Below are 24,517 nucleotides of genomic sequence, written 5' to 3' on the forward strand. Positions count from 1 at the left end.
CACCCGCCTCAGGCGACTACTGCTTGCTCGCCCACTTCTTGCTCATGTTGTCGAAGAGGGTCTTGGCCTCGGGGCCCAGGTGCGGACCGGCCGACCAGCGGGCCGGACGCGGCCCCATCGACATGTTGGAGATCAGCACCTGCTTGCCGCTCGGGTCCTTGGCGAACCAGGGGCCACCGGAGGAACCACCGGTCATGGTGCAGCCGATGCGGTACATGGTCGGCTTCTTGGCGTCCATCGACAGCCGGGTCGGCTTGTCGGTGCACTGCTGCTGCGCCGCACCGTCGAACGGAGCCTCGGCCGGGTAGCCCTGTGCGGTCAGGCTCGGGATCTTGGCCATCGCCGGGGCGTTGAAGTCGACCTCGTAGGCGCCGCCGGCCATCTCCTCCAGCGACTTGCCGCCGGTGCCCTGCTCGGACTTCACGTGCATCAGCGCGTAGTCGTACGGAGCCATCGGGACACCCGGAACGGCGCCGCCGGCCTTGATCCACTGCTGGGACGTCGCCATGTCGTCCGCCCACCACTTGCCCGACGGGACCCGGTCCTCGAAGGGCTTGCCCTTCAACTCAGCGGCGGAACCACCGGTCTTGTTGAAGTTCGGCACGAACATCATGTTGCGGTACCAGCCGCCGTTCTTGCCGGCGTGCACACAGTGCGCCGCGGTCCACACCAGGTTGGACTTACCGGGGTGCGCCGGGTCCTTGACGACGGTGGCGGAGCAGCGCGAATCGCCCTCGGGGGTGCTGAAGAGCAGCAGGCCCACGCCGGGGGCGGTGGAGGTGTACGGGGTCTTGACGGCCTGCGCCGGGACGGCGGACGGCTCGGGGTCGGTCTTCCCCTGGTCCTCGGAGATGTCCTCAGGCTTGCTGGGGTCCTGGGGCGGCTTGACCTTGTCGATCTTGTCCTTGTCCCAGAAGTCCTTGATGATCGGGTTGATGAACTCCCCGGCCTCCCGGAGCCACTTGTCGCGGTCCCAGTTCTTCCACTCGCCGTTCTTCCACTTGTCCAGGTCGACGCCGTGTTCCCTGAGCTTGTCCTGGATGTCCTGAGGGATCTTGAAGTCACCCCCGCCCGCTTCCTGGCCGGCGGCCTGGGTGGGCTTGGCGTCCGCGTTGCCGCCCTCCGGCCCGCAGCCGGTGGCGGTCAGCGCCAGGACGGCGGTGAGAGCGGCGGCGGCCAGGACTGGCCGACGTATGGATCGCATGGGTGAGTTCCCCCTGGTGAATCGGACTGAGCCGGTGTGACGTGAGCTGATCTTGCGCCGGTGCGGTCTTTGTCATGAACCTCAAGATCCCGGTGCAACACCCCACTATGCCGGTGACGATGGGGACGGCGGTACTCGGGTACTGGTTCCACGCCGCCAAGGATCTTGGCGACAACCGTGATCCCACGTCGCCGCCGTCGTTGGTACGGACGGGGGACGGCCGGGCCGCCCGCAGGGCCCGCGGCCTTCCGCAGCTCACCAGCAGGAGGACACAACTGCCGTGGCGTTGACCGAAACCGTGCCGGCCGCGCCGGCCCACGAGGGGATCCTGCGCCGGCAGTCCCTGCGTGAGTCCGCCGCCCGCACCTACGCGCGCTCGCTGCCCATCGTCCCGGTGCGCGCCCGCGGGCTCACCATCGAGGGCGCCGACGGCAGGCGCTATCTCGACTGTCTCTCCGGCGCCGGTACCCTGGCGCTCGGCCACAACCACCCGGTGGTGCTCGAAGCGATCCGCACCGTCCTCGACTCCGGTGCGCCGCTGCACGTCCTCGACCTGGCCACGCCCGTCAAGGACGCCTTCACCACCGAGCTCTTCGCCACGCTGCCCGGAGGGTTGGCCGAAAAGGCGCGCATCCAGTTCTGTGGCCCGGCCGGCACGGACGCCGTCGAGGCCGCCTTCAAACTCGTCCGCACCGCGACCGGCCGGGACGGCCTGATGGCCTTCTCCGGCGCCTACCACGGCATGACCTCGGAGGCGCTGGCCGCCTCCGGGGGAGCGCAGCGCACCAGCGTGGTCCGGCTGCCCTATCCGTACGACTACCGCTGCCCCTTCGGGACCGGCGGCGAGCGCGGAGCCGAACTCGCCGCGCGCTGGACCCAGAACCTCCTCGACGACCACAAGAGCGGGGTGCCCAGCCCGGCCGGGATGATCCTGGAACCCGTCCAGGGCGAGGGCGGGGTGATCCCCGCACCGGACGGCTGGCTGCGGCGGATGCGGGAGATCACCGCCGCCCGGCAGATCCCGCTGATCGTGGACGAGGTACAGACCGGTGTCGGCCGCACCGGCGCCTTCTGGGCGGTGGACCACAGCGGCATCGTGCCCGACGTGATCGTGCTGTCGAAGGCGATCGGCGGCAGCCTGCCGCTCGCCGTGATCGTCTACCGCGAGGAGCTGGACGCCTGGCAGCCCGGCGCGCACGCCGGCACGTTCCGCGGCAACCAGCTCGCCATGGCCGCCGGCGCCGCCACCCTCGCGTACGTCCGGGCGAACGGCCTCGCCCGGCGGGCCGGGGAGCTCGGCGCCCGGATGCTCGCCCGGCTCAGCTCCCTCGCCGCCGCCCATGACTGCATCGGCGACGTCCGCGGCCGCGGCCTGATGCTCGGTGTCGAACTCGTCGACCGCGACGCCGACGCCGATGCCACCGGCGCCCGCCCCGCCGCCCCCGAGCTCGCCGCCGCCGTCCGGGACGCCTGTCTGGACCGCGGCCTGATCGTCGAACTGGGCGGCCGGCACTCCGCCGTCGTCCGGCTGCTGCCACCCCTGACCATCACCGACGAACAGGCGGACGCGATCCTCGACCGCCTCGCCGACGCCATCACGGCGGCGGTCCGCACCACCCCCGGGCCGATGGGCTCGTCCCCCACGACAATGCGAGGCACCACCCCATGAACGAACGCCCCGGCCCCGACGGCGGCCAGCCCGCCGAGCGCATCCCCGCCCACCAGGGCGCGGGCATCATCGAGTCGGTACCGCGCCAGCAGCGGCGGGCCCCGGACGAGACCTGCCATCAGCAGCCCTACGAGTCCCCGGACGGACTCGCCCCCCACGGCGCCGCCCCGCACGACCGCGTACGCGGTGACCACGACCCGCTCGACCACCCGGACCCGGCGGTCGCCGCCGACGCCGCGGGTATCGAGCACCTTCTGCGCTGCTGGCTCCGGGAGAGCGGCACCCACCACCCGGCCGAGGGCCGGCTGCGCCTCCCGCTGCGGGCCGCCGCCGCGAGCGCCCTGATCATCCCCGTCCGCTACTGGTCCCCCACGGGCTGGCACCGCCTGGGCGCCCCGACCCTCGAAGGCGCCCCGCCCGGCGCCGCCCCGCTGGACGCCGTCACCCTCGCCGCGATGCTGCGCCGGGAGGCCGCGCACGGCGACCGGCGGGCCTCCGACGGCGGCGAGCACCGGGTGGCGGACGGCGGGGAGCGGCCGGAGCCGGAGGCCACGCCGCAGCAGGCACCGGACGGCGACGGCGCCGAACTCGTCGGCCGGGTTGCCAACTCCGTCCGCAATGTCGCCGCCTTCCTCACCGACCGGCGCGCCCGGCCCGCCGACGACCACGGCGCCCTCTTCCTCGAAGCCGAACAGTCCCTCCTCCTCGGCCACCCGCTGCACCCCACACCCAAGAGCCGCGAGGGTCTTTCCGAAGCCGAGACCCGCGCCTATTCGCCCGAACTGCGCGGCGCCTTCCCGCTGCACTGGATGGCCGTGCACCGCTCCGTCCTGGCCGCCGACTCCGCCTGGACCGTACGCGGCAAGCCCGTACCGGCCGACCATCTCACCCGGGAGTTCGCGGGGAGCGGCTGCCGACTCCCCGACGGCACCGTGCCGTTGCCGCTGCACCCCTGGCAGGCCAGGGAACTCGCCGACCGCTCCGACGTCACCGCCCTCCGCGAGGCCGGTCTGCTGCACGACCTCGGCGTCCACGGCCCGCTCTGGCACCCCACCTCCTCCGTCCGCACGGTCTACCGCCCCGACGCGGACGCCATGCTCAAGCTCTCCCTCGGGCTGCGCATCACCAACTCCCGCCGGGAGAACCTCCGTAAGGAACTGGCCCGGGGAGTCGAGGTGCACCGGCTGCTGCGCACCGGCCTCGCCAAGCAGTGGCAGACCGTCCACCCCGGCTTCGACATCGTCCGCGACCCGGCCTATCTCGCCGTCGACGGCTTCGACGGCGAACCCGTCCAGGGCCTCGATGTCGTCATCCGCCACAACCCCTTCAGCACCACCGACGACGCCGTCTGCATCGCCGGCCTCACCTCCCCCCGGCCCTGGCCCGGCCGCTCCGGCGTGCGCTCCCGGCTCGAAGACCTCGTCGGCACACTCGGCGCGCGCACCGGCCGCCCCCTGGACGCGGTGGCCACCGAGTGGTTCCTGCGCTACCTCGAAGCGGTCGTACGGCCCGTGCTGTGGCTCGACGGCACGGCCGGCATCGTGCTGGAAGCCCATCAGCAGAACACCGTGGTGCTGCTGGACCCCGACGGCTGGCCGGTCGGCGGCCGCTACCGCGACAACCAGGGCTACTACTTCCGCACCTCGCGCCGCGCCGAACTGGAACGACGGCTGCCCGGCATCGGCGCGGCCAGCGACTCCTTCGTCGCCGACGACGTCACCGACGAACGCTTCGCCTACTACCTCGGCATCAACAACGTCCTCGGCCTCATCGGGGCCTTCGGCTCCCAGCGCCTGGTCCGCGAGGAGATCCTGCTCGCCGCCTTCCGCCGGTTCCTCGCCGATGCCGCCGCGGCCCCGCCGGCCCACCGCTCCCCGCTCCCGGAGCAGTTGCTCGCCGCCCGCACCCTGCGCTGCAAGGCCAACCTGGCGACCCGGCTGCACGGCCTGGACGAACTCGTCGGCCCGGTCGAAACCCAGTCCGTCTACGTCACCTTGGCCAACCCCCTCGCCCCGTAGCCGCCCACCGCGGCCCCCGACAGCAGAACCCCGCATCCCGTCCCCGGCGCCGGCGCCCCGCGACCCATACGGCCACGCGGCACGCGGCCACGAGAGGAGAGCGTCGCCGTGCCACCCACCGACCCCGGCCTCAGCTCCGATGACACCCTTGGCCGGCCGCACCCGCCGGAACACAGCGCGCCGGCCGACGACGGTCCGCGGCCGGTGGTGTCCCCGGACGCCCCGGCCGCCGGCCCGCTGCTCGACAACCTGGCGGGCTGGGGCGCGGCCGAGACACCCGCCGGGCCGTTCGCGCTCGTGCCCGTCCGGCCGGACCGCGATCTCGACCGGATCACCGGCTGGATGAACGATCCCGCCGTCGCGGCCTTCTGGGAGCTGGCGGGGCCGCCGGAGACCACCGCCGCCCATCTGCGCGACCAGCTCGACGGCGACGGCCGCAGTGTGCCCTGCCTGGGGGTGCTGGCCGGGGTCCCGATGAGCTACTGGGAGATCTACCGCGCCGACCTCGACCCCCTCGCCCGCCACTACCCCGCCCGGCCCCAGGACGCCGGTGTCCATCTGCTCATCGGCGGCGCAGGCGACCGGGGGCGCGGGCTGGGCAGCACCCTGCTGCGTGCCACCGCCGGTCTCATCCTCGACCACCGCCCGCAGTGCACCCGGGTCGTCGCCGAGCCCGATCTGCGCAACACCGCCTCCGTCGCGGCCTTCCGGAGCGCGGGGTTCCGCTGCGCCGACGAGATCGAACTGCCCGCGAAACGCGCGGCGTTGATGGTCCGCGACCGCGCCCGCCGCCACCTGCTCTGACCCCGGGGCCGTCCGTCGACGGTCCCGCTCCGGTCCGCCGTCCACCACGCTGCCCCGGTTGTCCCCCGTACGAGCCGGGGCGGTCCCGCTTCGAGGAGTCCCGCCTTGTCTCCTGAGCCCCAGCCCCAGCCCTCGCACCGCGCCTGGCAGCACGCCGCGCGCCGACTGTTCGCCAAGATCCTGGCGGAGTTCGCCTACGAGGAAGTCCTCACCCCCGAGCCCGACGGCACCGCCCCCGACGGCACCCCTCAATACCGCCTGCCGATTACCGAGGCCCTGGTCTACCGCTTCCGTGCCCGACGCGGCGCCTACGGCCACTGGCGCGTCGACCCCGCTTCGATCACCCCGGACACCGACACCGACCCCTTCCACTTCCTCACGCACGCCCACGACACCGTGCTGGGCCTGTCCGGCGACACCACCGGCCACCTCATCCGCGAGCTGACCGCCACCCTCGCCGCCGACACCCGCCTCGACGCCACCGCGCTCGGCGCCGCCGAACTCGCCGACCTGGACTACACCTCCCTCGAAGGCCACCAGACCGGCCACCCCTGGCTCGTCGCGAACAAGGGCCGGCTCGGCTTCTCCGCCACCGACGCGGCGACCTGGGCCCCCGAGGCCCGCACCGCTCAGCGTCTGCCCTGGCTCGCCGCGCACCACAGCATCGCCCACTACCGCGGTATCCCCACCCTTGCCACCCCCGACCGTCTCTACGGCGAGGAACTCACCCCCGCCACCCGGCACACCTTCGCCCGCACCATCAGCGACGAGGGTTTCGACCCCGCCGACTACCTCTATCTCCCCGTGCACCCCTGGCAATGGGACGAGACCATCGCCCCGCTCTTCGCCCCGCAACTCGCGGACAGATCCATCATCGCGCTGCCCACTGACAACGACCTCCGCCTGCCGCAGCAGTCGATCCGCACCTTCCTCAACCTCAGCCGGCCCGGGGCCCGGACGGTCAAGCTGCCGCTGTCCATCCTCAACACCCTCGTCTGGCGCGGCCTGCCCACCGAACGCACCCTCGCCGCGCCCGCCGTCACCCGCTGGGTCCACGGCCTGCGCGACGCCGACCCGTATCTGCGCGACGAGACCCGGGTGATCCTGCTGGGCGAGACCGCGTCCGTCACCGTCGAGCACCCCCTCTACGACCGGCTGCCCGGCGTCCCGTACCAGTTCAAGGAGCTGCTCGGCTGTATCTGGCGCGAGCCCCTCAGCGGATGTCTGGACCCTGGCGAACGCGCCCGCACCCTGGCCGCGCTGTTGCAGACCGATTCCCGGGGCCGGGCGCTGACCGCGGAGCTGGTGCGCCGCTCGGGGCTGGCCCCGCGCGCCTGGATGGCCCGGCTGTTCGCCGCGCTGCTGCCGCCGCTGCTGCACTTCCTCTACCAATACGGCACGGTCTTCTCCCCGCACGGCGAGAACGCCATCGTCGTCTTCGACGAGCACGACGTCCCCACCCGCCTCGCGGTCAAGGACTTCGTCGACGACGTCAACACCAGCTCCGTGCCGCTCCCTGAGCACGACTCCATGCCGGACGACGTACGGGCGGTGCTGCTGACCGAACCGCCCGCCTTCCTCACCCAGTTCATCCACTCCGGCCTGTTCGTCGGCGTCTTCCGCTACCTCGCACCGCTGTGCGCGGACCAACTGGGCGTGCCCGAGGCCGAGTTCTGGTCACTCGTACGGGCGGAGATCCTGCGCCACCACGAACGTTTCCCCGCCCTCAAGGAGCGGCACGAGACCTTCGACCTGCTCACCCCGCGGATCGAGCGGCTGTGTCTGAACCGCAACCGTCTGCATGTGGACGGCTACCGGGACCGCACCGACCGCCCGCACGCGGCCGTGCACGGCACCGTCCCCAATCCGCTCCACATGCCGTGACGGACCCGGCTGTCAGTGGTCCCGCGTAGGCTTGCAGCGCTATGACAAAGCCCTCCCTCCCCGATCTGCTGCACGCCGCCGTCACCGCCGTCGGCGGCACCGAGCGCCCCGGCCAGGTGGCGATGGCCGAGGCCGTCGCCGAGGCCGTGGACGACCAGGCCCACCTGCTGGTGCAGGCCGGCACCGGCACCGGCAAGTCCCTCGGCTATCTGGTCCCGGCGCTCGCCCATGGCGAGAGAGTGGTGGTCGCCACGGCCACCCTGGCGCTCCAGCGCCAGCTCGTGGAGCGCGATCTGCCGCGGACGGTCGAGGCCCTGCATCCGCTGCTGCGCCGCCGCCCGGAATTCGCCATGCTCAAGGGCCGCTCGAACTACCTGTGCCGTCACCGCCTCCATGAGGGTGTCCCGCAGGAAGAGGAGGACGGCCTCTTCGACGTGTTCGAGCAGGCGACGCCCACCAGCAAGCTCGGCAAGGACCTGCTGCGGCTGCGCGACTGGGCGGACGAGACCGAGACCGGCGACCGCGACGCGCTGACCCCCGGGGTCTCCGACCGCGCCTGGGGCCAGGTCTCGGTCTCCTCCCGGGAGTGCCTGGGTGCCTCGAAGTGCGCGTACGGGGCGGAGTGCTTCGCCGAGGCCGCCAGGGAGCGCGCCAAGCTCGCCGACGTGGTCGTCACCAACCACGCGCTGCTCGCCATCGACGCGATCGAGGGCGCCCCGGTCCTCCCGCAGCATGAGGTCCTGATCATCGACGAGGCCCATGAGCTGGTCTCCCGGGTCACCGGCGTCGCCACCGGCGAGCTCACCCCCGGCCAGGTCAACCGCGCCGTCCGGCGGGCCGCCAAGCTCGTCAACGAGAAGGCCGCGGACCAGCTTCAGACGGCGTCGGAGAGCTTCGAACGCCTCATGGAGCTGGCCCTGCCCGGCCGCCTGGAGGAGATCCCCGAGGATCTCGGCTACTGCCTGATGGCGCTGCGGGACGCGGCCCGTACGGTCATCTCGGCGCTCGGCTCGACCCGCGACAAGTCGGTCCAGGACGAGGACGCCGTCCGCAAGCAGGCCCTCGCCTCGCTGGAGAACGTCCACGCCGTCGCCGAGCGCATCGCGAACGGCTCCGAGTACGACGTGGTCTGGTACGAGCGCCATGACCGCTTCGGCGCGTCCCTCCGGGTGGCGCCGCTGTCCGTCTCGGGCCTGCTGCGCGAGAAGCTCTTCGAGGACCGCTCGGTGACCCTCACCTCCGCCACCCTCAAACTGGGCGGCGACTTCAACGGGGTCGCCGCCTCCCTGGGGCTGGCCCCCGAGGGCACGGAGGGCGAGGACGTCCCGCCCTGGAAGGGCCTCGATGTCGGCTCCCCCTTCGACTACGGGAAGCAGGGCATCCTGTACGTCGCCAAGCATCTGGCCCAGCCGGGCCGGGAGGGCAGCCGTACGGACATGCTCGATGAGCTCACCGAGCTGATCGAGGCCGCGGGCGGCCGCACCCTCGGCCTGTTCTCCTCCATGCGCGCCGCCCAGGCCGCCGCGGAGGAGCTGCGGGGCCGGCTGGATCTGCCGATCCTCCTCCAGGGCGAGGAGACCCTCGGCGAGCTGATCCGCGCCTTCTCCGAGGACGCCCGTACCTGCCTGTTCGGCACGCTGTCCCTCTGGCAGGGCGTCGATGTGCCGGGGGTGAACTGCCAGCTGGTGGTGATGGACCGGGTGCCGTTCCCGCGTCCGGACGACCCGCTGATGAGCGCCCGGCAGAAGGCCGTGGAGGAGGCCGGCGGCAATGGCTTCATGGCGGTCGCGGCGACCCATGCGGCCCTGCTGATGGCCCAGGGCGCCGGCCGTCTGGTCCGCGCCACCGGCGACCGCGGGGTGGTCGCCGTCCTCGACCCCCGGGTGGAGCGGGCCCGCTACGGCTCCTTCCTCCGCAAGTCGATGCCCGAGTTCTGGTACACCACCGACCGCAACCAGGTCCGCCGCTCCCTGGCCGCCATCGACGCAGCAGCAAAAACCACACAGGCCGACGCCTAGACGGCGCACCATCCGGGGTCTTGCGCCGCAACCCTCAATTGAGCAACCCCCACCGGACCGCAACCCCCTCCGCGAAAGCGGCGCCGGCTCAGGCGCACAAACAGAGCCCCGGAACCGGCGCAGTGGTTCCGGGGCTCGGTCGTGAGGGGTGGGTCAGACGCGGCGCAGTACCGCCACCACCTTGCCGAGGATGGTCGCCTCGTCGCCGGGGATCGGCTGGTACGCGGAGTTGTGCGGCAGCAGCCACACATGGCCGTCCTCGCGCTTGAAGCGCTTGACGGTGGCTTCGCCGTCCAGCATCGCGGCGACGATGTCACCGTTCTCGGCGACCGGCTGGCGGCGGACCGTGACCCAGTCGCCGTCGCAGATGGCGGCCTCGATCATGGAGTCGCCGACGACCTTCAGCACGAACAGTTCGCCGTCGCCGACGAGCTGGCGGGGGAGCGGGAAGACATCCTCGACCGACTCCTCGGCGAGGATCGGGCCACCGGCGGCGATCCGGCCGACCAGCGGGACATAGGACGCGGCGGGCTTGCCCGCGGTCTCCGTCGCGGCGGTGCTGGTCTGGTCCGAGCCGCGGACCTCGTACGCCCGGGGGCGGTGCGGGTCGCGCCGCAGGAAGCCCTTGCGCTCCAGCGCCATGAGCTGGTGGGCGACGGACGAGGTGCTGGACAGGCCGACGGCCTGTCCGATCTCGCGCATGGACGGCGGGTAGCCGCGGCGCTGCACGGAATCGCGGATCACCTCGATCACCCGGCGCTGGCGGTCGGTGAGCCCCGAGCTGTCGGCGCGGATCCCTGGGGGCCGGCCGGGCAGGGCACGGGGGGGCTTCTGCTCTTCGGAGTCCAACGTGGCGTCGTCCATCGGCCGCTGTGCCTTCTGCGGGTGCTCGAACCGGCTCTGGGAGTGGCTTTGTGCGGTGATGGTCGCGCTGTCTGCGGTGGTGGTCACGTCGGCCCCTCTCGAAATGTTCTCCCTAGTTAGCCAACGGTAGTTGCTTTCGAAAGGTTGCGCCAAACACACGTTCGAGTGAAATATTCGGCTATTGCCTACCCGGATCGAGTGGCTAGGTGTATGGCCGAGCGGCATTCCGGGCCCGCAGCGGGCTGCGTGCGCCGGGTTTTTGCGGCCGGGCGGCGGGCCGGACCGTCGCCCGCGGAGGCCTCGGCGGTCGGCCGTCCCGACCGGTCGATTCTGTCATCCCGGCCCCGCCGCACCGCCGGGCGGGTGGCTTCCCGTACTCTCATGGGCGACCGCCCGGCCCGCCTCCACCGCGACACGCGGTAGGCGGATGTAAGCGGGCCGACACCACATCTAGTGGTTGAATGCGTTCGGTCACCCAGAAGTTGTGGTGCCTGGTCCCTCAGGGGGTCGGGAATCGCCTATGCTGGTGACTGCTCCGAAGGGCCCGTACGGACCGGTCAGAGGTCTGTCGCGCTACCCGGGGCTCGTTGGCGTACGTACGTCCGTATATCACAGGGTGAGGAGGGTGGAGCCATGCACTGCCCCTTCTGCAGGCACCCGGACAGCCGGGTCGTCGACAGCCGCACCACCGATGACGGGACGGCGATCCGCCGGCGCCGCCAGTGCCCCGACTGCTCCCGCCGTTTCACGACCATCGAGACGGCGTCACTGATGGTGATCAAGCGGAGCGGGGTCACCGAGCCCTTCAGCCGCAACAAGGTCATCGCGGGAGTGCGCAAGGCGTGCCAGGGCCGGCCGGTCACCGAGGACGCCCTCGCCAAGCTCGGCCAGCGGGTCGAGGAGGCGGTGCGCGCCACCGGCAGTGCCGAGCTGTCCACCCATGACGTCGGGCTCGCCATACTGGGGCCGTTGCAGGAACTCGACCTGGTCGCGTACCTGCGCTTCGCCTCCGTTTACCGGGCCTTCGACTCGCTTGACGACTTCGAGGCGGCCATCGCCGAGCTGCGGGAGCAGCGCGAGCAGGGGCCGCCCGGGCAGGAATGCGGGACCGAGGGGGAGGCCGGCGGCCCGGCAGTCCCCGTGCCCGCCACCGCCGCCGACTGAGTTCGGCGCGCATCCAGGACCCGTACCGGGGCGAGAGCAGGGCGTCCCGGTCGCAGAAAGACATACACCGTGCCACGGAATGCGTGCGCACATATGGGCGTTTGCCCGTATACAGGGAGGCGGAATGACAGAGACGACGAGCGGCCCGGCACGAGGCTCCCGCGCCAAGGGCAGCAAGGCGAGCAAGGGTCTGCGTATCGAGCGCATCCACACCACACCCGGCGTGCATCCGTACGACGAGGTGGAGTGGGCGTCTCGTGACGTCGTCATGACCAACTGGCGCGACGGCTCGGTGAATTTCGAGCAGCGTGGCGTCGAGTTCCCCGACTCCTGGTCGGTGAACGCGGTCAACATCGTCACGAGCAAGTACTTCCGTGGCGCGGTGGGTTCCCCGACCCGTGAGTCCAGCCTCAAGCAGCTCATCGACCGAGTGGTCAAGACGTACCGGAAGAGCGGCGAGGAGAACGGTTACTTCGCCTCCCCGGCGGACGCCGAGATCTTTGAGCACGAGCTGGCGTACGCCCTGCTCCACCAGGTCTTCAGCTTCAACTCGCCGGTGTGGTTCAACGTCGGCACCCAGCAGCCGCAGCAGGTCAGCGCCTGCTTCATCCTCTCCGTCGACGACTCCATGGAGTCGATCCTCGACTGGTACAAGGAAGAGGGGATGATCTTCAAGGGCGGCTCCGGTGCCGGCCTGAACCTCTCCCGTATCCGCTCCTCCAAGGAGCTGCTCTCCTCCGGCGGCAACGCCTCCGGCCCGGTCTCCTTCATGCGCGGCGCCGACGCGTCGGCCGGAACGATCAAGTCGGGCGGCGCCACCCGCCGTGCGGCCAAGATGGTCGTCCTGGACGTCGACCACCCGGACGTCGAGGCCTTCATCGAGACCAAGGTGAAGGAAGAGGAGAAGGTCCGCGCGCTGCGTGACGCGGGCTTCGACATGGACCTGGGCGGCGACGACATCACGTCCGTCCAGTACCAGAACGCCAACAACTCGGTCCGGGTGAACGACGAGTTCATGAAGGCCGTCGAGGGCGGCTCGAAGTTCGGGCTGCGCGGCCGGATGACCGGTGAGGTCATCGAGGAGATCGACGCCAAGGGGCTCTTCCGCAAGATGGCGGAGGCGGCCTGGGCCTGCGCCGACCCCGGCATCCAGTACGACGACACCATCAACCACTGGCACACCTCGCCGGAGTCGGGCCGGATCACCGCGTCCAACCCGTGCAGCGAGTACATGCACCTGGACAACTCCTCGTGCAACCTCGCCTCGCTCAACCTCCTGAAGTTCCTGCGCGACGACGACCTGGGCAACCAGTCGTTCGACGCCGAGCGCTTCGCCAAGGTCGTCGAGCTGGTCATCACCGCGATGGACATCTCCATCTGCTTCGCCGACTTCCCGACCGAGAAGATCGGCGAGACCACCCGCGCCTACCGCCAGCTGGGCATCGGCTACGCCAACCTCGGCGCCCTGCTGATGGCCACCGGCCACGCCTACGACTCCGACGGCGGCCGCGCGCTGGCCGGTGCCATCACCTCCCTGATGACGGGCACCTCCTACCGGCGCTCGGCCGAACTGGCCTCGGTCGTCGGCCCGTACGAGGGCTATGCCCGTAACGCCGACGCCCACAAGCGCGTCATGAAGCAGCACTCGGACGCCAACGGCAGCGCCGTGCGCATGGACGACCTGGACACCCCGGTGTGGGCCGCGGCGACCGAGGCCTGGCAGGACGTGCTGCGGCTCGGCGAGAAGAACGGCTTCCGCAACGCCCAGGCGTCGGTGCTCGCGCCGACCGGCACCATCGGCCTGATGATGGACTGCGACACCACGGGCGTCGAGCCGGACCTGGCGCTGGTCAAGTTCAAGAAGCTGGTCGGCGGCGGCTCCATGCAGATCGTGAACAACACGGTCCCCAAGGCGCTCAAGCGGCTCGGCTACCAGCCCGAGCAGATCGAGGCGATCGTCGCCCACATCGCCGACCACGGCAATGTCCTCGACGCCCCGGCCCTGAAGGCCGAGCACTACGAGGTCTTCGACTGCGCCATGGGCGCACGCTCGATCTCCGCCATGGGCCATGTGCGGATGATGGCGGCCGCGCAGCCCTTCCTCTCCGGTGCGATCTCCAAGACGGTCAACGTCCCGGAGACGGCCACTGTCGAGGAGATCGAGGACGTCTACTTCCAGGGCTGGAAGATCGGCCTGAAGGCGCTGGCGATCTACCGCGACAACTGCAAGGTCGGCCAGCCGCTCTCCGCCAAGAAGAAGGAGGTGGAGAAGAAGGCCGAGCCGGTCGCCGAGAAGAAGGTCGTCGAGTACCGCCCGGTGCGCAAGCGCCTCCCCAAGGGCCGTCCCGGCATCACCACCTCCTTCACGGTCGGCGGCGCCGAGGGCTACATGACCGCCAACTCCTACCCGGACGACGGTCTCGGTGAGGTCTTCCTGAAGATGTCCAAGCAGGGCTCGACCCTCGCGGGCATGATGGACGCCTTCTCCATCGCGGTGTCGGTGGGCCTCCAGTACGGCGTGCCGCTGGAGACCTACGTCTCGAAGTTCACCAACATGCGCTTCGAGCCGGCCGGTATGACGGACGACCCGGACGTGCGGATGGCGCAGTCGATCGTCGACTACATCTTCCGCCGCCTGGCGCTGGACTTCCTGCCGTTCGAGACCCGCTCGGCGCTCGGCATCCACTCCGTCGAGGAGCGCACGCGCCACCTGGAGACCGGTTCGTACGAGCCGTCCGAGGACGAGGTCGACGTCGAGGGCCTGGCCCAGTCGGCGCCGCGCCAGATCGAGTCGGTGAGCGAGTCCACCCCGGCCGCGAAGATCGTCGAGGAGGCCGCCGCCCCGGCCCCCAAGCAGGCGCACACCAACGCCGAACTCGTCGAGATGCAGCTGGGCATCAACGCCGACGCCCCCCTGTGCTTCTCCTGCGGGACGAAGATGCAGCGGGCCGGCAGCTGCTACCTGTGCGAGGGCTGCGGATCGACCAGCGGTTGCAGCTGACCGCGCACGGAACGGCGTCCGACGCGGCTTTGAGCAACTGCCGCTGAGGGCGCCGCACCGCACCTGACAGAGGGTGTCGACCATGGGTCGGCACCCTCTTCGGCGTCTTGCGGCATGGGGACGGTATGGCTGAGCGGGCCGCCACCCCTATTGGGGCAATCTCTCGCCGGTGGCCTCTACGGGACGACTTGGGCGTCCGACAGCGGGGCCGGTGGGCATGCCGTGTCCCCGGGGCTCTCCTCCCGGGGACGGACCAGGGTGTAGAGGAGCGCTGCCGCCAGGTGGACGGTGGCGATCCCGAGCAGCAACAGGGGCGGCGGCAGTGTGGCGGCCGCACCGACAAGGGTGGCTCCGCAGGCCGCCGCCGTGATCTTGAGGCCCGCCCCCAGGGTGAAGACCTGCGCACGGACCGGCGGCGGGGCGTGCGCGGCCCGGAGGCGCAGGGTCGCGGTCAGCAGCGGACCGTCGCACAGCCCGGCGAGGACGAACAGGGCCCCGGTGGCCGTCGGCGACACCGGGAGCGCGGCGGCGGCGAGCGCGACACCGGTGCCGCACAGGGCGAGGGTGGCGAGGCGCGGATCGGACAGCGGCGGTCGCCATCGGGCCACGGCCAGCGAACCGGTGAGCGCGCCGAGCGCGAACGCGGTCATCAGGATGCCGCCCGCTCCGGGGCGCCCCCGGTGGCCGGCGAGCAGCACCGTGGTGGTGGTCAGGCCGCCCACGCCGACGAAGGCCAGACAGGTGCCCGCGGTGAGGGCGCGCAGCGCACGGATGCGCCAGACGGCCGCCAGGCCCGCGGCAAGATCGGCGCGCAGCGTGCCGGCGGGGGCGTTGTCCGCCGCGGCCGGTTGCGCGCGCCCGTACGGCAGTCCGGTGGCCAGTGCCGCCGCGGTGGCCGCCGCTGCGGCGAGCAGCAACATTGCCGCGCCGGGCGACGCCACCGCGGCCGCGAGTCCGGCCATGGCGGGACCCGCCACCGACGCGGCGTTGTAGACCGCCGCATCCAGCGCGTAGGCACGCTCACGCGGTCCGCCCGCCGGCAGCAACCCGGTGATCAGGCTGGACAGTCCTCCGGAGACCACCGGCCCGCAACTGCCGCCGACCAGGGCCACGGCGAGGGTCACCTGTACGGGCGCCCGCCCCACACTCGTCGCCAGCACCGCGATGGCCACGGCAAATCCGCCCAGGGCACCGAGGTAGCAGAGCCGGGGCCGCCGCATACGGGAGACGAGGGTGCCGACCAGGGGAGCGGCGATCACATGCGGCGCCATCCAAGCGGTGAGGACGAACGCGCCCTGCCCCGCACTCCCGGAGCGCTGCAAGGCCAGCAGCACCACCGCCACGGCCATGCCCTCCTCCGCGAGTCGGGCGAAGAAGGCCGTGGCCAGATAGAGCGGTAATCCTGAGCGTGCCCCTGGTGCGGCTGGGCGTCGCGGCATACGCATCTCCAGGAGGACGGACGGAGTCGTAACGGCTTACTTTGCCGTGCCCCCTGGGGGAGTGCGCGTCAGCCCGTTGCGGCACGCTCTACCTGGGCACCGGCCCCGGGAGCGCCCGCCGTTACTGCTCGACGGCCTGTGCCGCGCGGGAGCGGGTGGCGGCGCACCGTCGCCGCAAACGGGCGGGCGGCTGACGGCGCGGATATGGCAGAGGGGGAGGGGGCACCTGGCCACCTCCCCCTCTGCTGCCCTCGGGCTCAGTGCCGCCCGCGCGCCGTTTGCCCGTCAGCGGCCCATTTCCGCCGTGAACGCGTGGGGGTCGGTGTCGAATCCCCGGAGACCCGAGCGGAAGCGCCACTGCCCTCCCTCGTCCCGGGTGAATTCGGCGACCGTCGCGGCAGTTGCCCCCGCGACCTCGGTGAAGTCGTGCTCGGCCAGATCGGTGTACCCCTCGCGGATCCGGACGGCGGTGTTCGCGATATCGCCGAAGACCTTGCGGCCCTCGCTCTGTTGGATGGCCACCCCCACGATCACCCGGGTGTAGGTCTCGGCCAGTCGGTCCAGCTCCAGCGTCATGATCTCGTCGAAGCCGAACCCCTGGCCGGTCCTGCTGTCCCGGTTGAGGGTGATGGTCCCGTCCGGCGACCGGCTGTCGAAGTGCACCAGATAGGCGGGCTCGCCGTGCGGAGCGTCGGCTGTATAGGTGGCCGCGACGATGTCGAGATCATTGTCCGGCGTCCCGAGGGGGCTCGGGTCCCACTTGAGCGTTACCTCGACCTTCTCGATCCCTTTGCTGAGCGTGCTCACCGGACGTCCCTCCCGTCATCTCCCGGGGGCGTGGCGCGGCCTGCGCGGGCAGGCGGCCAACTCCCCAGGGCTTCCCGTTCGCTGTCCATCGTGCCACGCCTCACGGCCCGTGGGCGGGGTGAACTGCCCCTGGTCACCCGTGGTTTGCCTCCGGCTCGGGTGGCTGGAAAGCGCCGTCCGGCCAATGGGGTTCGCCGGATGCGGATCAGCTTGTCCGCTCGTCCCAGAGGCTGTTGAGCTGACCGTCCAGTACGTCCAGCGCCTCGGCGGGGGAGAGGTGACCGATCAGGACATGGGTGGTGAGACCGTCGGCCAGGGCGAGGAGGGTGCGGGCCGCGCGGTCCGGGTCGGTGATGTCGGCGGCCTCGGTGATCAGCCGTGCGAACACCGTCTGTAGACCGGCGTAGTTGGTACGCAGAATTCCGGCCAGGGACGGACTGACGGCGGCCTGTGCCACGAAGGCCAGCCAGACCCGTGCCTCGGCGCGATGTTCCTCCTGAAGGAGCGACACCTCTGTTGTGGCGTGCCCCAGCGCCGTACGGGCCGACTGGGCGGGCGAGGCGGCGAGCCGGGCCGAGACCCGGGCGGTGACCCGTTCGCCGATGTGGCCGAGCGCGAAGACCAGCATCTCCTCCTTGGTGCGGAAGCAGCGCTGGACGGCGCCCATGGAGACCTGCGCGCGGGCCGCCACATCGCGGAGCGTGACGCCCTCCAGGCCGCTCTCGTCGGCGAGTTGGCACACCGCCTCGGCGATCTGGCGGCGCCGGCTCTCGTGGTCGACCTGTTTGGGCATGCCCCGTACTCCGGTTATTCGATGCGTATGTATCGGCAACCAGGCTACGATACCGAACCGATGCAACTGCATCGGAATGACCGGGAACGGTCCTGGCGGCCCAGGGGAGGGCCGGCTGAGGCCACGGAAGGGGAGGACATGCACGACGCGCTGTGGAAGATGACGGCCCGCGCTCAGGCGGCGGCGGTACGCACCGGTGAGGTGTCGGCGGTGGAGCTGGTCGAGGCGCACCTGGAGCGGATCGCCGAGGTAAACCCGGTGGTCAACGCCGTCACCCAGCTGCTCGCCGAACGGGCGCGGGGCGAGGCGGCGGAGGTCGACCGAGAGCGGGCGGCGGGTGCGGAGCTGGGGCCCCTGGCCGGGGTGCCGTTCACCGTCAAGGAGACCACGGCCATCGAAGGGGTGCCGACGACCTACGGCGCGGAGCGCTTCCGTGACTTTGTCGCGCACTCCGATGCGCCCCCGGTGGCGCGTCTGCGCACGGCGGGCGGAATTCCCGTGGGGCACAGCAACATGCCGACGCTCATCCTGGCCGGCATCCATACCCGTAGTGAGTTGTTCGGCGACACCGTGAACCCCTGGAGTGCCGCGGTCACTCCGGGCGGCAGTAGTGGCGGCGACGGCGCGGCCGTGGCGAGCGGTATGGCCCCGCTCGGACTCGGCAACGACTCCGGGGGTTCGGTGCGCATACCCGCGTCCTTCTGTGGCGTAGCGGGTCTGAAGCCGACCTACGGGCGGTTCGCCGCCGATCACCGCATCGGCCCGGACGACCCTTCCCTCGCCGCCCAGTTCCTCGTGGTCGACGGTCCGCTGGCCCGTACGGTCGATGATCTGCGGCTCGCGTACGAGGTGCTGGCCGGGGCCGATCCGTGCGACCCGCGGGCTGTGCCGGTGCCGCCCTATGGGCCGCCGCCGGGGCGTCCCCTCAAGGTGGCGATGGTGGCGGATCCCGGAGGCGGCGGGGTGCATCCCGCGGTGCGCCGGGCCGTGGAGAGCGCGGCGGACGCGCTGCGGGACGCGGGGTACGAGGTGCGCGAAGTGGCGGACGTACCGCGGCTGGACGACGCCCTCGACGTCTACGCCCGGATGACGCTCACGGAGTTCGCCACCACCTGGCCCACCGTCAAACCGCTGCTCGGGGAGGGCGGCCATCGCTATGTCGAGTGGGGGATGGCGAGGTCGGCCCCCGTGGAGCTGCCGGAGTATCTGCGGCTGACCGGGGTGCGGCTGGGCATCCAGCGGGACTGGGCGGCTTTTCTGGACGAGTATCCGCTGGTCCTGGGGCCGGTGTTCACCGATCCACCGTTCGCTCCGGGGGAGGAGCTACGGGACGAGGAGAGCTATCGGCGGGTGCAGCATGCGTTGCGGCTGTGCACCGCGACCAGCTTCGTCGGGGTGCCCGCGGTGGCCGTCCCCACCGGGGTGGCGGACGGGCTCCCGTACGGAGTGCAACTGATCGGGCGCTCCTACCGGGAGGACCTGTGCCTGGCAGCGGCCGAGGCCGTGGAGCAGCGGCTCGGTGTCCACACGCCCATCGATCCCCGCCCGTAAGGAAGTTCGGGGTGGTGCGAATGTGACGCGCAGTGATCCCGGTCCGCCCTTGGGTCGTACGATGGCGCGGTGCTGGTCAAGTGGATTCGCCTCACCGTCGTGGACCGTCGAGGGTTCGAGCGGGGGCAGCGGAAATGGGCGGGGCTGCTGGGTGAGCCGGGGTTCCGAGGGCAGGGCGGCGGGTGGAGCCGGGGGCGGCCGGGCGTCGCGCATCTGGTCGCCTTCTGGGAGGGCCGGGCGTTCTACGACTCCTTCATGGCGCGCTCGCACGACCGGCTCGCCGCCTCCCAGGTCGGCACGTACAAGGACGCCCAAGTCCGGCTGTTCGAGCACGAGTTTGATGTGAAGGTGGGATTCCGCCCGTCGTTCGGCGATGTGGATGTCCTGCGGCTGGCGCACTGCCAGGTGCGCCAGGACCGGGTGGATCACTACATGCTGATGCAGGAGAAGGTCTGGAACCCGGCGATGGCGGGTTCGCCGGGCATGCTGCGAGGGATGCTGGGGCGGGCTCCGGGGGAGGAGTTCCTGGTGTTGTCGATGTGGCAGTCGGCGGCCGAGCGGGGGAAGTACCGGCCCGAGCGGGTGGAGCGGCTGGCGCTCCGTGCCCAGATAGCCGCGGATGTCCGGGCCATCGCGGGGGACGTGGTGCAGCTCGAACCGTCGTGGACGGTGTGAGGGGCGGCGCGGTCAGGGGGCCGCTCCGGGTGAGGCGTCCGCCCGGTCGGTGACCGTGAACGCCCCGGCGTGGGCGGCCGCCAGTGTGGCCGCCACGGCCTGTTCGGCGACGGTGTCGTCGACCGGCTCCCGGGTGATGAACAGGCGGAAGAACAACGGCGCGGAGACGGAGCGGACGAGCGCTCCGGCGTCGATGCCGCGGTGCGGAGTGGCGGCGGCTTCCGCAGCGGAATCCGGGTCCGCCGCCAACTCCCCGCGCCGTACGGCCCGTTCGACGAGGGCCTCGCAGCGCGCGAACCGCTCGGTGTAGTAGTCGCGCAGGGCGTCGGCCGCCCGCTCCGACTGGAAGGCGGCGGCGATCATCGCCGAGCCCGACGCGGCCACCGCCGGGTCGGTGAAGGAAACGACGACCTCCTGGGCCAGGGCGCGCAGATCGCCCTCCAGGGACCCGGTGTCGGGCGGGACCCAGCTGTCCTCGCCCGCAAGATCCAGCGCGTCCGCCACCAGGCCCTCGATGTCCTTCCAGCGCCGGTAGAGCGTGGTCTTGTGCACGCCGGAGTGGGCGGCGACATATTCGACGGTCAGGCCGGGATAGCCGTGCTCGGTGAGGCCGGCCAGCACGGCGTCGCGGACGGCGGCACGGGTGCGGGCGGTGCGGCCGCCTGGGCGGCGGGTGCCGGGGGAGGGTGCGGAACCGCCGCTCTCGCGACCGCTGTCGGGCACCGTCTCGTCAGACAATTGCTACTCCAGTTGCGTTAGCGGATTCCGTCTGCCATCATCATCGTAATGCGACGAAGGTTGCATTTACTTTGGGGGATGTGTGACCACCCAGATTTCCTTGCACGACATCACCCGGTCCTACGGTGACCACCTGCTGCTCGACGGTGTCTCGTTGTCGGTGCGCCCCGGCGAACGCGTCGGGATCGTGGGGGAGAACGGTGCCGGGAAGTCGACACTGCTGCGCATCGTCGCAGGTGTCGAGCGGCCCGATGGAGGCCAGGTGGTGCTCCGGGCCGACGGTGGCATCGGCTACCTGGGCCAGACCCCGCACCTCCCACCGGACCGCACCGTTCAGGACACGATCGACGCCGCTCTGGCGGACCTGCGGGACATGGAGCGCCGACTCCGCTCCTTGGAACGCGGGCTCGACCGGGCCACGACCGGCGGGCTGGAGGCGTACGGCGCTCTGCTCACCCTCTTCGAGCTGCGCGGCGGCTATGAAGCCGACGCCCGCGTCGACCGGGCACTGCACGCCCTGGGGCTGGCGCGGCTGGATCACGACCGGCTGCTCGGCAGCCTCTCCGGGGGCGAGCAGGCCCGGCTGGGGATCGCCTGCCTGATCGCCGCGGCCCCCGAGGTCATGCTTCTCGACGAACCCACCAACCACCTCGACGCCACCGCCTTGGACTGGCTGGAAGGCGCCCTGCTCGCCCACCGGGGCACGGTCCTCGCCGTCTCGCACGACCGGCTCTTCCTCCAGCGCATCGCCACGGCGCTGGTCGAGGTCGACGCCGACCGCCGGACCCTGGTCCGCTACGGCGGCGGTTACGGCACCTTCCTCGCGGCCAAGGACGCCGCCCGACGGCGCTGGGAGCAGGACCATGCCCAGTGGTGCGCACAGATCGCACAGCTCACCGACTTCGCCGGGGGCGCGGCGCGGAACGTCGCTCAGGGCCGGGCCATGAAGGACGGCAACAAGATGGCGTACGACCGGGCCAAGGGCCGTGTCCAGGCCTCCGTGGCCGGCCGGGTGCGCAACGCCCAGGAACGGCTGCGCAGGCTCCGGGAAGATCCCGTTCCCAGGCCTCCCGACCCGCTCCGGTTCCGTGCCGCACCGGACGTCGGCGAGGCCGGGGGCACCCTCGTCCGGCTCGACGGAGTGCGGGTGGGGGACCGGCTCGCGGTGGACTCCCTCACCGTCGCCGCCGGTGAGCGTCTGCTGATCCACGGCGCCAACGGAGCGGGCAAGACCACGCTGCTCCGGGTGCTGGCAGGGGTCACCACACCGGACAGCGGCACGGTGCGGCGCCGAGGCAGGATCAGCTACCTCGCGCAGGAAATACCGGTCTCCCGTCCCGCCGAACCGCTGCTGTCGGTGTTCCGCCGCGGGCTGGCCGGGGATGTGGAGGAGCACACCGCCCTGCTGCTGTCCTTCGGCCTGTTCCGCGAACGTGACCTCGAGGTCCCCGTGGGGGCGCTCTCCGCCGGTCAGCGGCGACGGCTCGCGCTGGCCCGGCTGCTGGCCCGCCCGGCGGACCTGCTGCTGCTCGATGAACCCACCAACCACCTGGCGCCCGGTCTCGTCGAAGAGCTCGAAGCCGCGCTCGCGGCATGGCCCGGCGCCCTGGTCGTCGTCTCCCACGACCGGCTGCTGCGGCGACGCTTCGGCGGCCGCTCCTACGAGATACGCGACGGCCGCCCGGCCCTGGCGGCCGTCCGCTGACCGGCGCCCCTTGATCCGGTACGCCCCGGCGGCCCGGCGTGGCCTCCGCGCAGCCGCTGCCTCCGGACATCGACGCCGGCCGCGCCCCGGGCAGCGGACATCCGACGGGGACGACCACCCACGACTCCGTACGCAAGGGCGTCGACCGCGTCTACGGCCCCGGCCCCCGACCCCGAACCACGCCTCGTTCGGAAACGCGCAGAAAGGAGAACGGAAGGTGACGGACGGACGCTCGACCGGGCCGCGACCATGACAGCGTGCGACATGCGCAAGCCACCCGATCTAGGCTGGCGGCATGGCTCGGCCCCGACGCATCGTTCTCATCCGCCACGGAGAGTCGGAGGGGAATGTCGACGACACCGTGTACGAGCGGGAACCCGATCACGCGCTCGCCCTCACCGGGGCCGGGCTGCGGCAGGCGGCGGAGGCCGGCGGCGCGGTGCGGCAGATGTTCGGCGACGAGCGGGTCTCCGCGTATGTCTCGCCGTACCGCCGCACCCACCAGACCTTCCGCGAACTCCGCCTCGACCCCGCCCAGGTCCGGGTGCGCGAGGAACCCCGGCTGCGCGAGCAGGACTGGGGCAACTGGCAGGACCGCGAGGACGTCCGCCGGCAGAAGGCCTACCGGGACGCCTACGGCCACTTCTTCTACCGCTTCGCCCAGGGCGAGTCCGGAGCCGATGTCTATGACCGGGTCGGGGCCTTCCTGGAGAGCCTGTGGCGCAGCTTCGAGGACCCCCAGCACCCGCCGAACGTCCTGATCGTCACGCACGGGCTCACCATGCGGCTGTTCTGCATGCGCTGGTTCCACTGGACGGTGGCGGACTTCGAGTCGCTGTCCAACCCCGGCAATGCGGAGTGGCGCACCCTGCTGCTCGGCCCGGACGGCCGCTACACCCTCGACCGGCCCTTCGAGCGCTGGTGTGAACCCGTTCCTTATGGGGCCACCGGTTAGAGTGCACTCCGATGACCCTCGACCACCGTGACGCAGACCGCTGTGAGCGGGCTCTGGCGAGCCTGCGCGGACTGTCCGTGGGTGATGCCCTCGGATCCCAGTTCTTCGTCCCCGCGAACTACCCCTCCCTCAAGCGCCGTGAGCCGCCGCCCGCCCCCTGGCAGTGGACCGACGACACCGAGATGGCCTGCTCCGTCCTGGCCGTCCTCACCGCTCACGGACGGATCGACCAGGACGCCCTCGCCCGCTCCTTCGCCGACCACCACGACTTCGACCGCGGCTACGGTCCGGCCGTCAACCGCATGCTGCGGCTGATCCGCGAGGGCGGCGACTGGCGCGAGCTGGCGTCCGGGCTCTTCAACGGCCAGGGCTCGTGGGGCAACGGCGCCGCGATGCGTATCGCTCCCCTCGGCGCCTGGTACGCCGATGATCCCGAGCAGGCCACCCACCAGGCGGAGATCTCCGCCTACACCACCCACCAGCACCGAGAGGCCGTCGTCGGCGCCATGGCCGTCGCCGCCGCGGCCGCCCTGGTGGCCGACCCGACCCGCGACAACGGCCCCGAGCAGCTGCTCGACGGGGTGCTGGAGCTGATTCCGCGCAGCGCCGTACAGGCCGGGCTGCGCCGGGCCCGCGACATGCTCGACTACGCCGACTCCGGCACCGTCGCCGCCGTCCTGGGCTGCGGACGACGCACCAGCGCGCATGACACCGTGCCTTTCGCCCTGTGGGCCGCCGCCCAGCATCTCGGCAACTACGAGCGGGCGTTCTGGACCACGGTTCAGGCGGGCGGCGACGTCGACACCACCTGCGCCATCGTCGGCGGCATCGTCGCCGCAGCCGGTCCCGCAGGGGCCCCGCCCGAGGCATGGCTGGACGGCGCCGAGCCCCTCCCGTCGTGGGCCCCCGCCCTCGCCGACTGATCACCGCCGTAGCGCCCCACCTCTTGCCCTTCCGTACCCCTCGTAGCCCGACCGCCCGCGTCTGCCTTCGCGCCGTGCGGTGCCTTGCAACAGGCAGCGCCGCACGGTGAGTTCGCCTTCGTACGGCTGCACACGAGGAGGTGGAACAGTGGCGTCCGCATACCGGCCCCCGCCCGCCCGTGCCCGCTTCGTCATACCCGTCGGTAGCGGCGCCGCCCGGCCCCTCTCGCAGGTTCGCCGACACCGTTTGCCGCCAGGTTCGGATCCGATGCGGACGGCTGGGCCGAATAGGCGTAACCTTGCTG

Annotated in this window: 19 protein-coding genes and 1 pseudogene; 14 read left to right on the forward strand and 6 right to left on the reverse strand. The window is 71.6% G+C overall.

The features are described from left to right. Positions 1-16: 16 nt before the first annotated feature. Positions 17-1,204 carry a hypothetical protein gene (locus QT196_RS29485; protein ID WP_168481693.1) on the reverse strand — a complete coding sequence of 396 codons (1,188 nt, stop codon included), beginning with the start codon at positions 1,202-1,204 and terminating at the stop codon, positions 17-19. A 74-nt stretch (positions 1,205-1,278) separates the two neighbouring features. On the opposite strand from QT196_RS29485, the gene QT196_RS29490 reads away from it, so the two are divergent. The 6 genes from QT196_RS29490 (at position 1,279) to QT196_RS29515 (ending at position 9,597) form a co-directional block, all read left to right on the forward strand. Beyond that, positions 1,279-1,494, forward strand: coding sequence for a hypothetical protein (locus QT196_RS29490; RefSeq protein WP_168481694.1), 216 nt, complete (start codon positions 1,279-1,281; stop codon positions 1,492-1,494). Next, positions 1,485-2,873, forward strand: coding sequence for a diaminobutyrate--2-oxoglutarate transaminase family protein (locus QT196_RS29495; protein WP_290356000.1), 1,389 nt, complete (start codon positions 1,485-1,487; stop codon positions 2,871-2,873). Before QT196_RS29490 ends, QT196_RS29495 begins: the two co-directional genes overlap by 10 nt. Next, positions 2,870-4,891, forward strand: coding sequence for an IucA/IucC family protein (locus QT196_RS29500; RefSeq protein ID WP_290356001.1), 2,022 nt, complete (start codon positions 2,870-2,872; stop codon positions 4,889-4,891). The genes QT196_RS29495 and QT196_RS29500 overlap by 4 nt, the downstream gene beginning before the upstream one ends. 108 nt (positions 4,892-4,999) lie before the next feature. After that, the gene (locus tag QT196_RS29505; RefSeq protein ID WP_168481697.1) at positions 5,000-5,695 is read left to right on the forward strand and encodes a GNAT family N-acetyltransferase; all 696 of its coding nucleotides are present in this window, start codon (positions 5,000-5,002) and stop codon (positions 5,693-5,695) included. 105 nt (positions 5,696-5,800) lie between these two features. Further along, entirely contained in the window at positions 5,801-7,579 is a 1,779-nt protein-coding gene (locus QT196_RS29510; RefSeq protein WP_290356002.1) for an IucA/IucC family siderophore biosynthesis protein, read from the forward strand. 41 nt (positions 7,580-7,620) lie between these two features. Next, positions 7,621-9,597 carry an ATP-dependent DNA helicase gene (locus QT196_RS29515; protein ID WP_290356003.1) on the forward strand — a complete coding sequence of 659 codons (1,977 nt, stop codon included), beginning with the start codon at positions 7,621-7,623 and terminating at the stop codon, positions 9,595-9,597. Between the two features lie 153 nt (positions 9,598-9,750). On the opposite strand, the gene lexA is transcribed toward QT196_RS29515, so the two are convergent. Next, positions 9,751-10,548, reverse strand: coding sequence for a transcriptional repressor LexA (gene lexA, locus QT196_RS29520; protein WP_042159846.1), 798 nt, complete (start codon positions 10,546-10,548; stop codon positions 9,751-9,753). A 546-nt stretch (positions 10,549-11,094) separates the two neighbouring features. Here lexA and nrdR point away from each other — a divergent pair. Next, positions 11,095-11,625 carry a transcriptional regulator NrdR gene (gene nrdR / locus QT196_RS29525; RefSeq protein WP_085925266.1) on the forward strand — a complete coding sequence of 177 codons (531 nt, stop codon included), beginning with the start codon at positions 11,095-11,097 and terminating at the stop codon, positions 11,623-11,625. A gap of 124 nt (positions 11,626-11,749) precedes the next feature. Beyond that, positions 11,750-14,626, forward strand: a complete 2,877-nt coding sequence (locus QT196_RS29530; protein ID WP_290356004.1) for a vitamin B12-dependent ribonucleotide reductase — start codon at positions 11,750-11,752, stop codon at positions 14,624-14,626. A gap of 176 nt (positions 14,627-14,802) precedes the next feature. Here QT196_RS29530 and QT196_RS29535 read toward each other — a convergent pair whose 3' ends face one another. Then, positions 14,803-16,065 carry an MFS transporter gene (locus QT196_RS29535; RefSeq protein ID WP_266738707.1) on the reverse strand — a complete coding sequence of 421 codons (1,263 nt, stop codon included), beginning with the start codon at positions 16,063-16,065 and terminating at the stop codon, positions 14,803-14,805. A gap of 50 nt (positions 16,066-16,115) precedes the next feature. On the opposite strand from QT196_RS29535, the pseudogene QT196_RS29540 reads away from it, so the two are divergent. After that, positions 16,116-16,259, forward strand: a pseudogene (locus tag QT196_RS29540) (CGNR zinc finger domain-containing protein); the annotation flags it as partial. Between the two features lie 91 nt (positions 16,260-16,350). Here the strand turns inward: QT196_RS29540 and QT196_RS29545 are convergent. Then, on the reverse strand, positions 16,351-16,872 hold the full coding sequence (locus tag QT196_RS29545) for a TerD family protein (protein WP_168481701.1): 522 nt from the start codon (positions 16,870-16,872) through the stop codon (positions 16,351-16,353). A gap of 205 nt (positions 16,873-17,077) precedes the next feature. Next, entirely contained in the window at positions 17,078-17,665 is a 588-nt protein-coding gene (locus QT196_RS29550) for a TetR family transcriptional regulator C-terminal domain-containing protein (RefSeq protein ID WP_168481702.1), read from the reverse strand. A 138-nt stretch (positions 17,666-17,803) separates the two neighbouring features. Here QT196_RS29550 and QT196_RS29555 point away from each other — a divergent pair, with 138 nt between their 5' ends. Both QT196_RS29555 and QT196_RS29560 read left to right on the forward strand, forming a co-directional pair. Then, a complete protein-coding gene (locus QT196_RS29555) occupies positions 17,804-19,216 on the forward strand; it encodes an amidase (RefSeq protein ID WP_290356005.1) in 1,413 nt (470 codons plus the stop codon). A 69-nt stretch (positions 19,217-19,285) separates the two neighbouring features. After that, complete coding sequence (locus QT196_RS29560) at positions 19,286-19,891, forward strand: YdbC family protein (protein WP_290356006.1); 606 nt, start codon at positions 19,286-19,288, stop codon at positions 19,889-19,891. A 12-nt stretch (positions 19,892-19,903) separates the two neighbouring features. Here the strand turns inward: QT196_RS29560 and QT196_RS29565 are convergent, their stop codons facing one another. After that, positions 19,904-20,629 (reverse strand): TetR/AcrR family transcriptional regulator, encoded by a 726-nt coding sequence (locus QT196_RS29565; RefSeq protein ID WP_248001346.1) that lies wholly within the window; start codon positions 20,627-20,629, stop codon positions 19,904-19,906. Between the two features lie 82 nt (positions 20,630-20,711). On the opposite strand from QT196_RS29565, the gene QT196_RS29570 reads away from it, so the two are divergent. From QT196_RS29570 to QT196_RS29580, 3 genes are all read left to right on the forward strand, one after another. Continuing rightward, a complete protein-coding gene (locus QT196_RS29570; RefSeq protein WP_290356007.1) occupies positions 20,712-22,334 on the forward strand; it encodes an ABC-F family ATP-binding cassette domain-containing protein in 1,623 nt (540 codons plus the stop codon). A gap of 295 nt (positions 22,335-22,629) precedes the next feature. Next, on the forward strand, positions 22,630-23,289 hold the full coding sequence (locus tag QT196_RS29575) for a histidine phosphatase family protein (RefSeq protein ID WP_168481706.1): 660 nt from the start codon (positions 22,630-22,632) through the stop codon (positions 23,287-23,289). An 11-nt stretch (positions 23,290-23,300) separates the two neighbouring features. Continuing rightward, on the forward strand, positions 23,301-24,212 hold the full coding sequence (locus tag QT196_RS29580; RefSeq protein ID WP_168481707.1) for an ADP-ribosylglycohydrolase family protein: 912 nt from the start codon (positions 23,301-23,303) through the stop codon (positions 24,210-24,212). The last annotated feature ends 305 nt before the right edge of the window (positions 24,213-24,517 follow it).

Source organism: Streptomyces sp. P9-2B-2, from assembly GCF_030406865.1.
GTDB lineage: Bacteria > Actinomycetota > Actinomycetes > Streptomycetales > Streptomycetaceae > Streptomyces > Streptomyces platensis.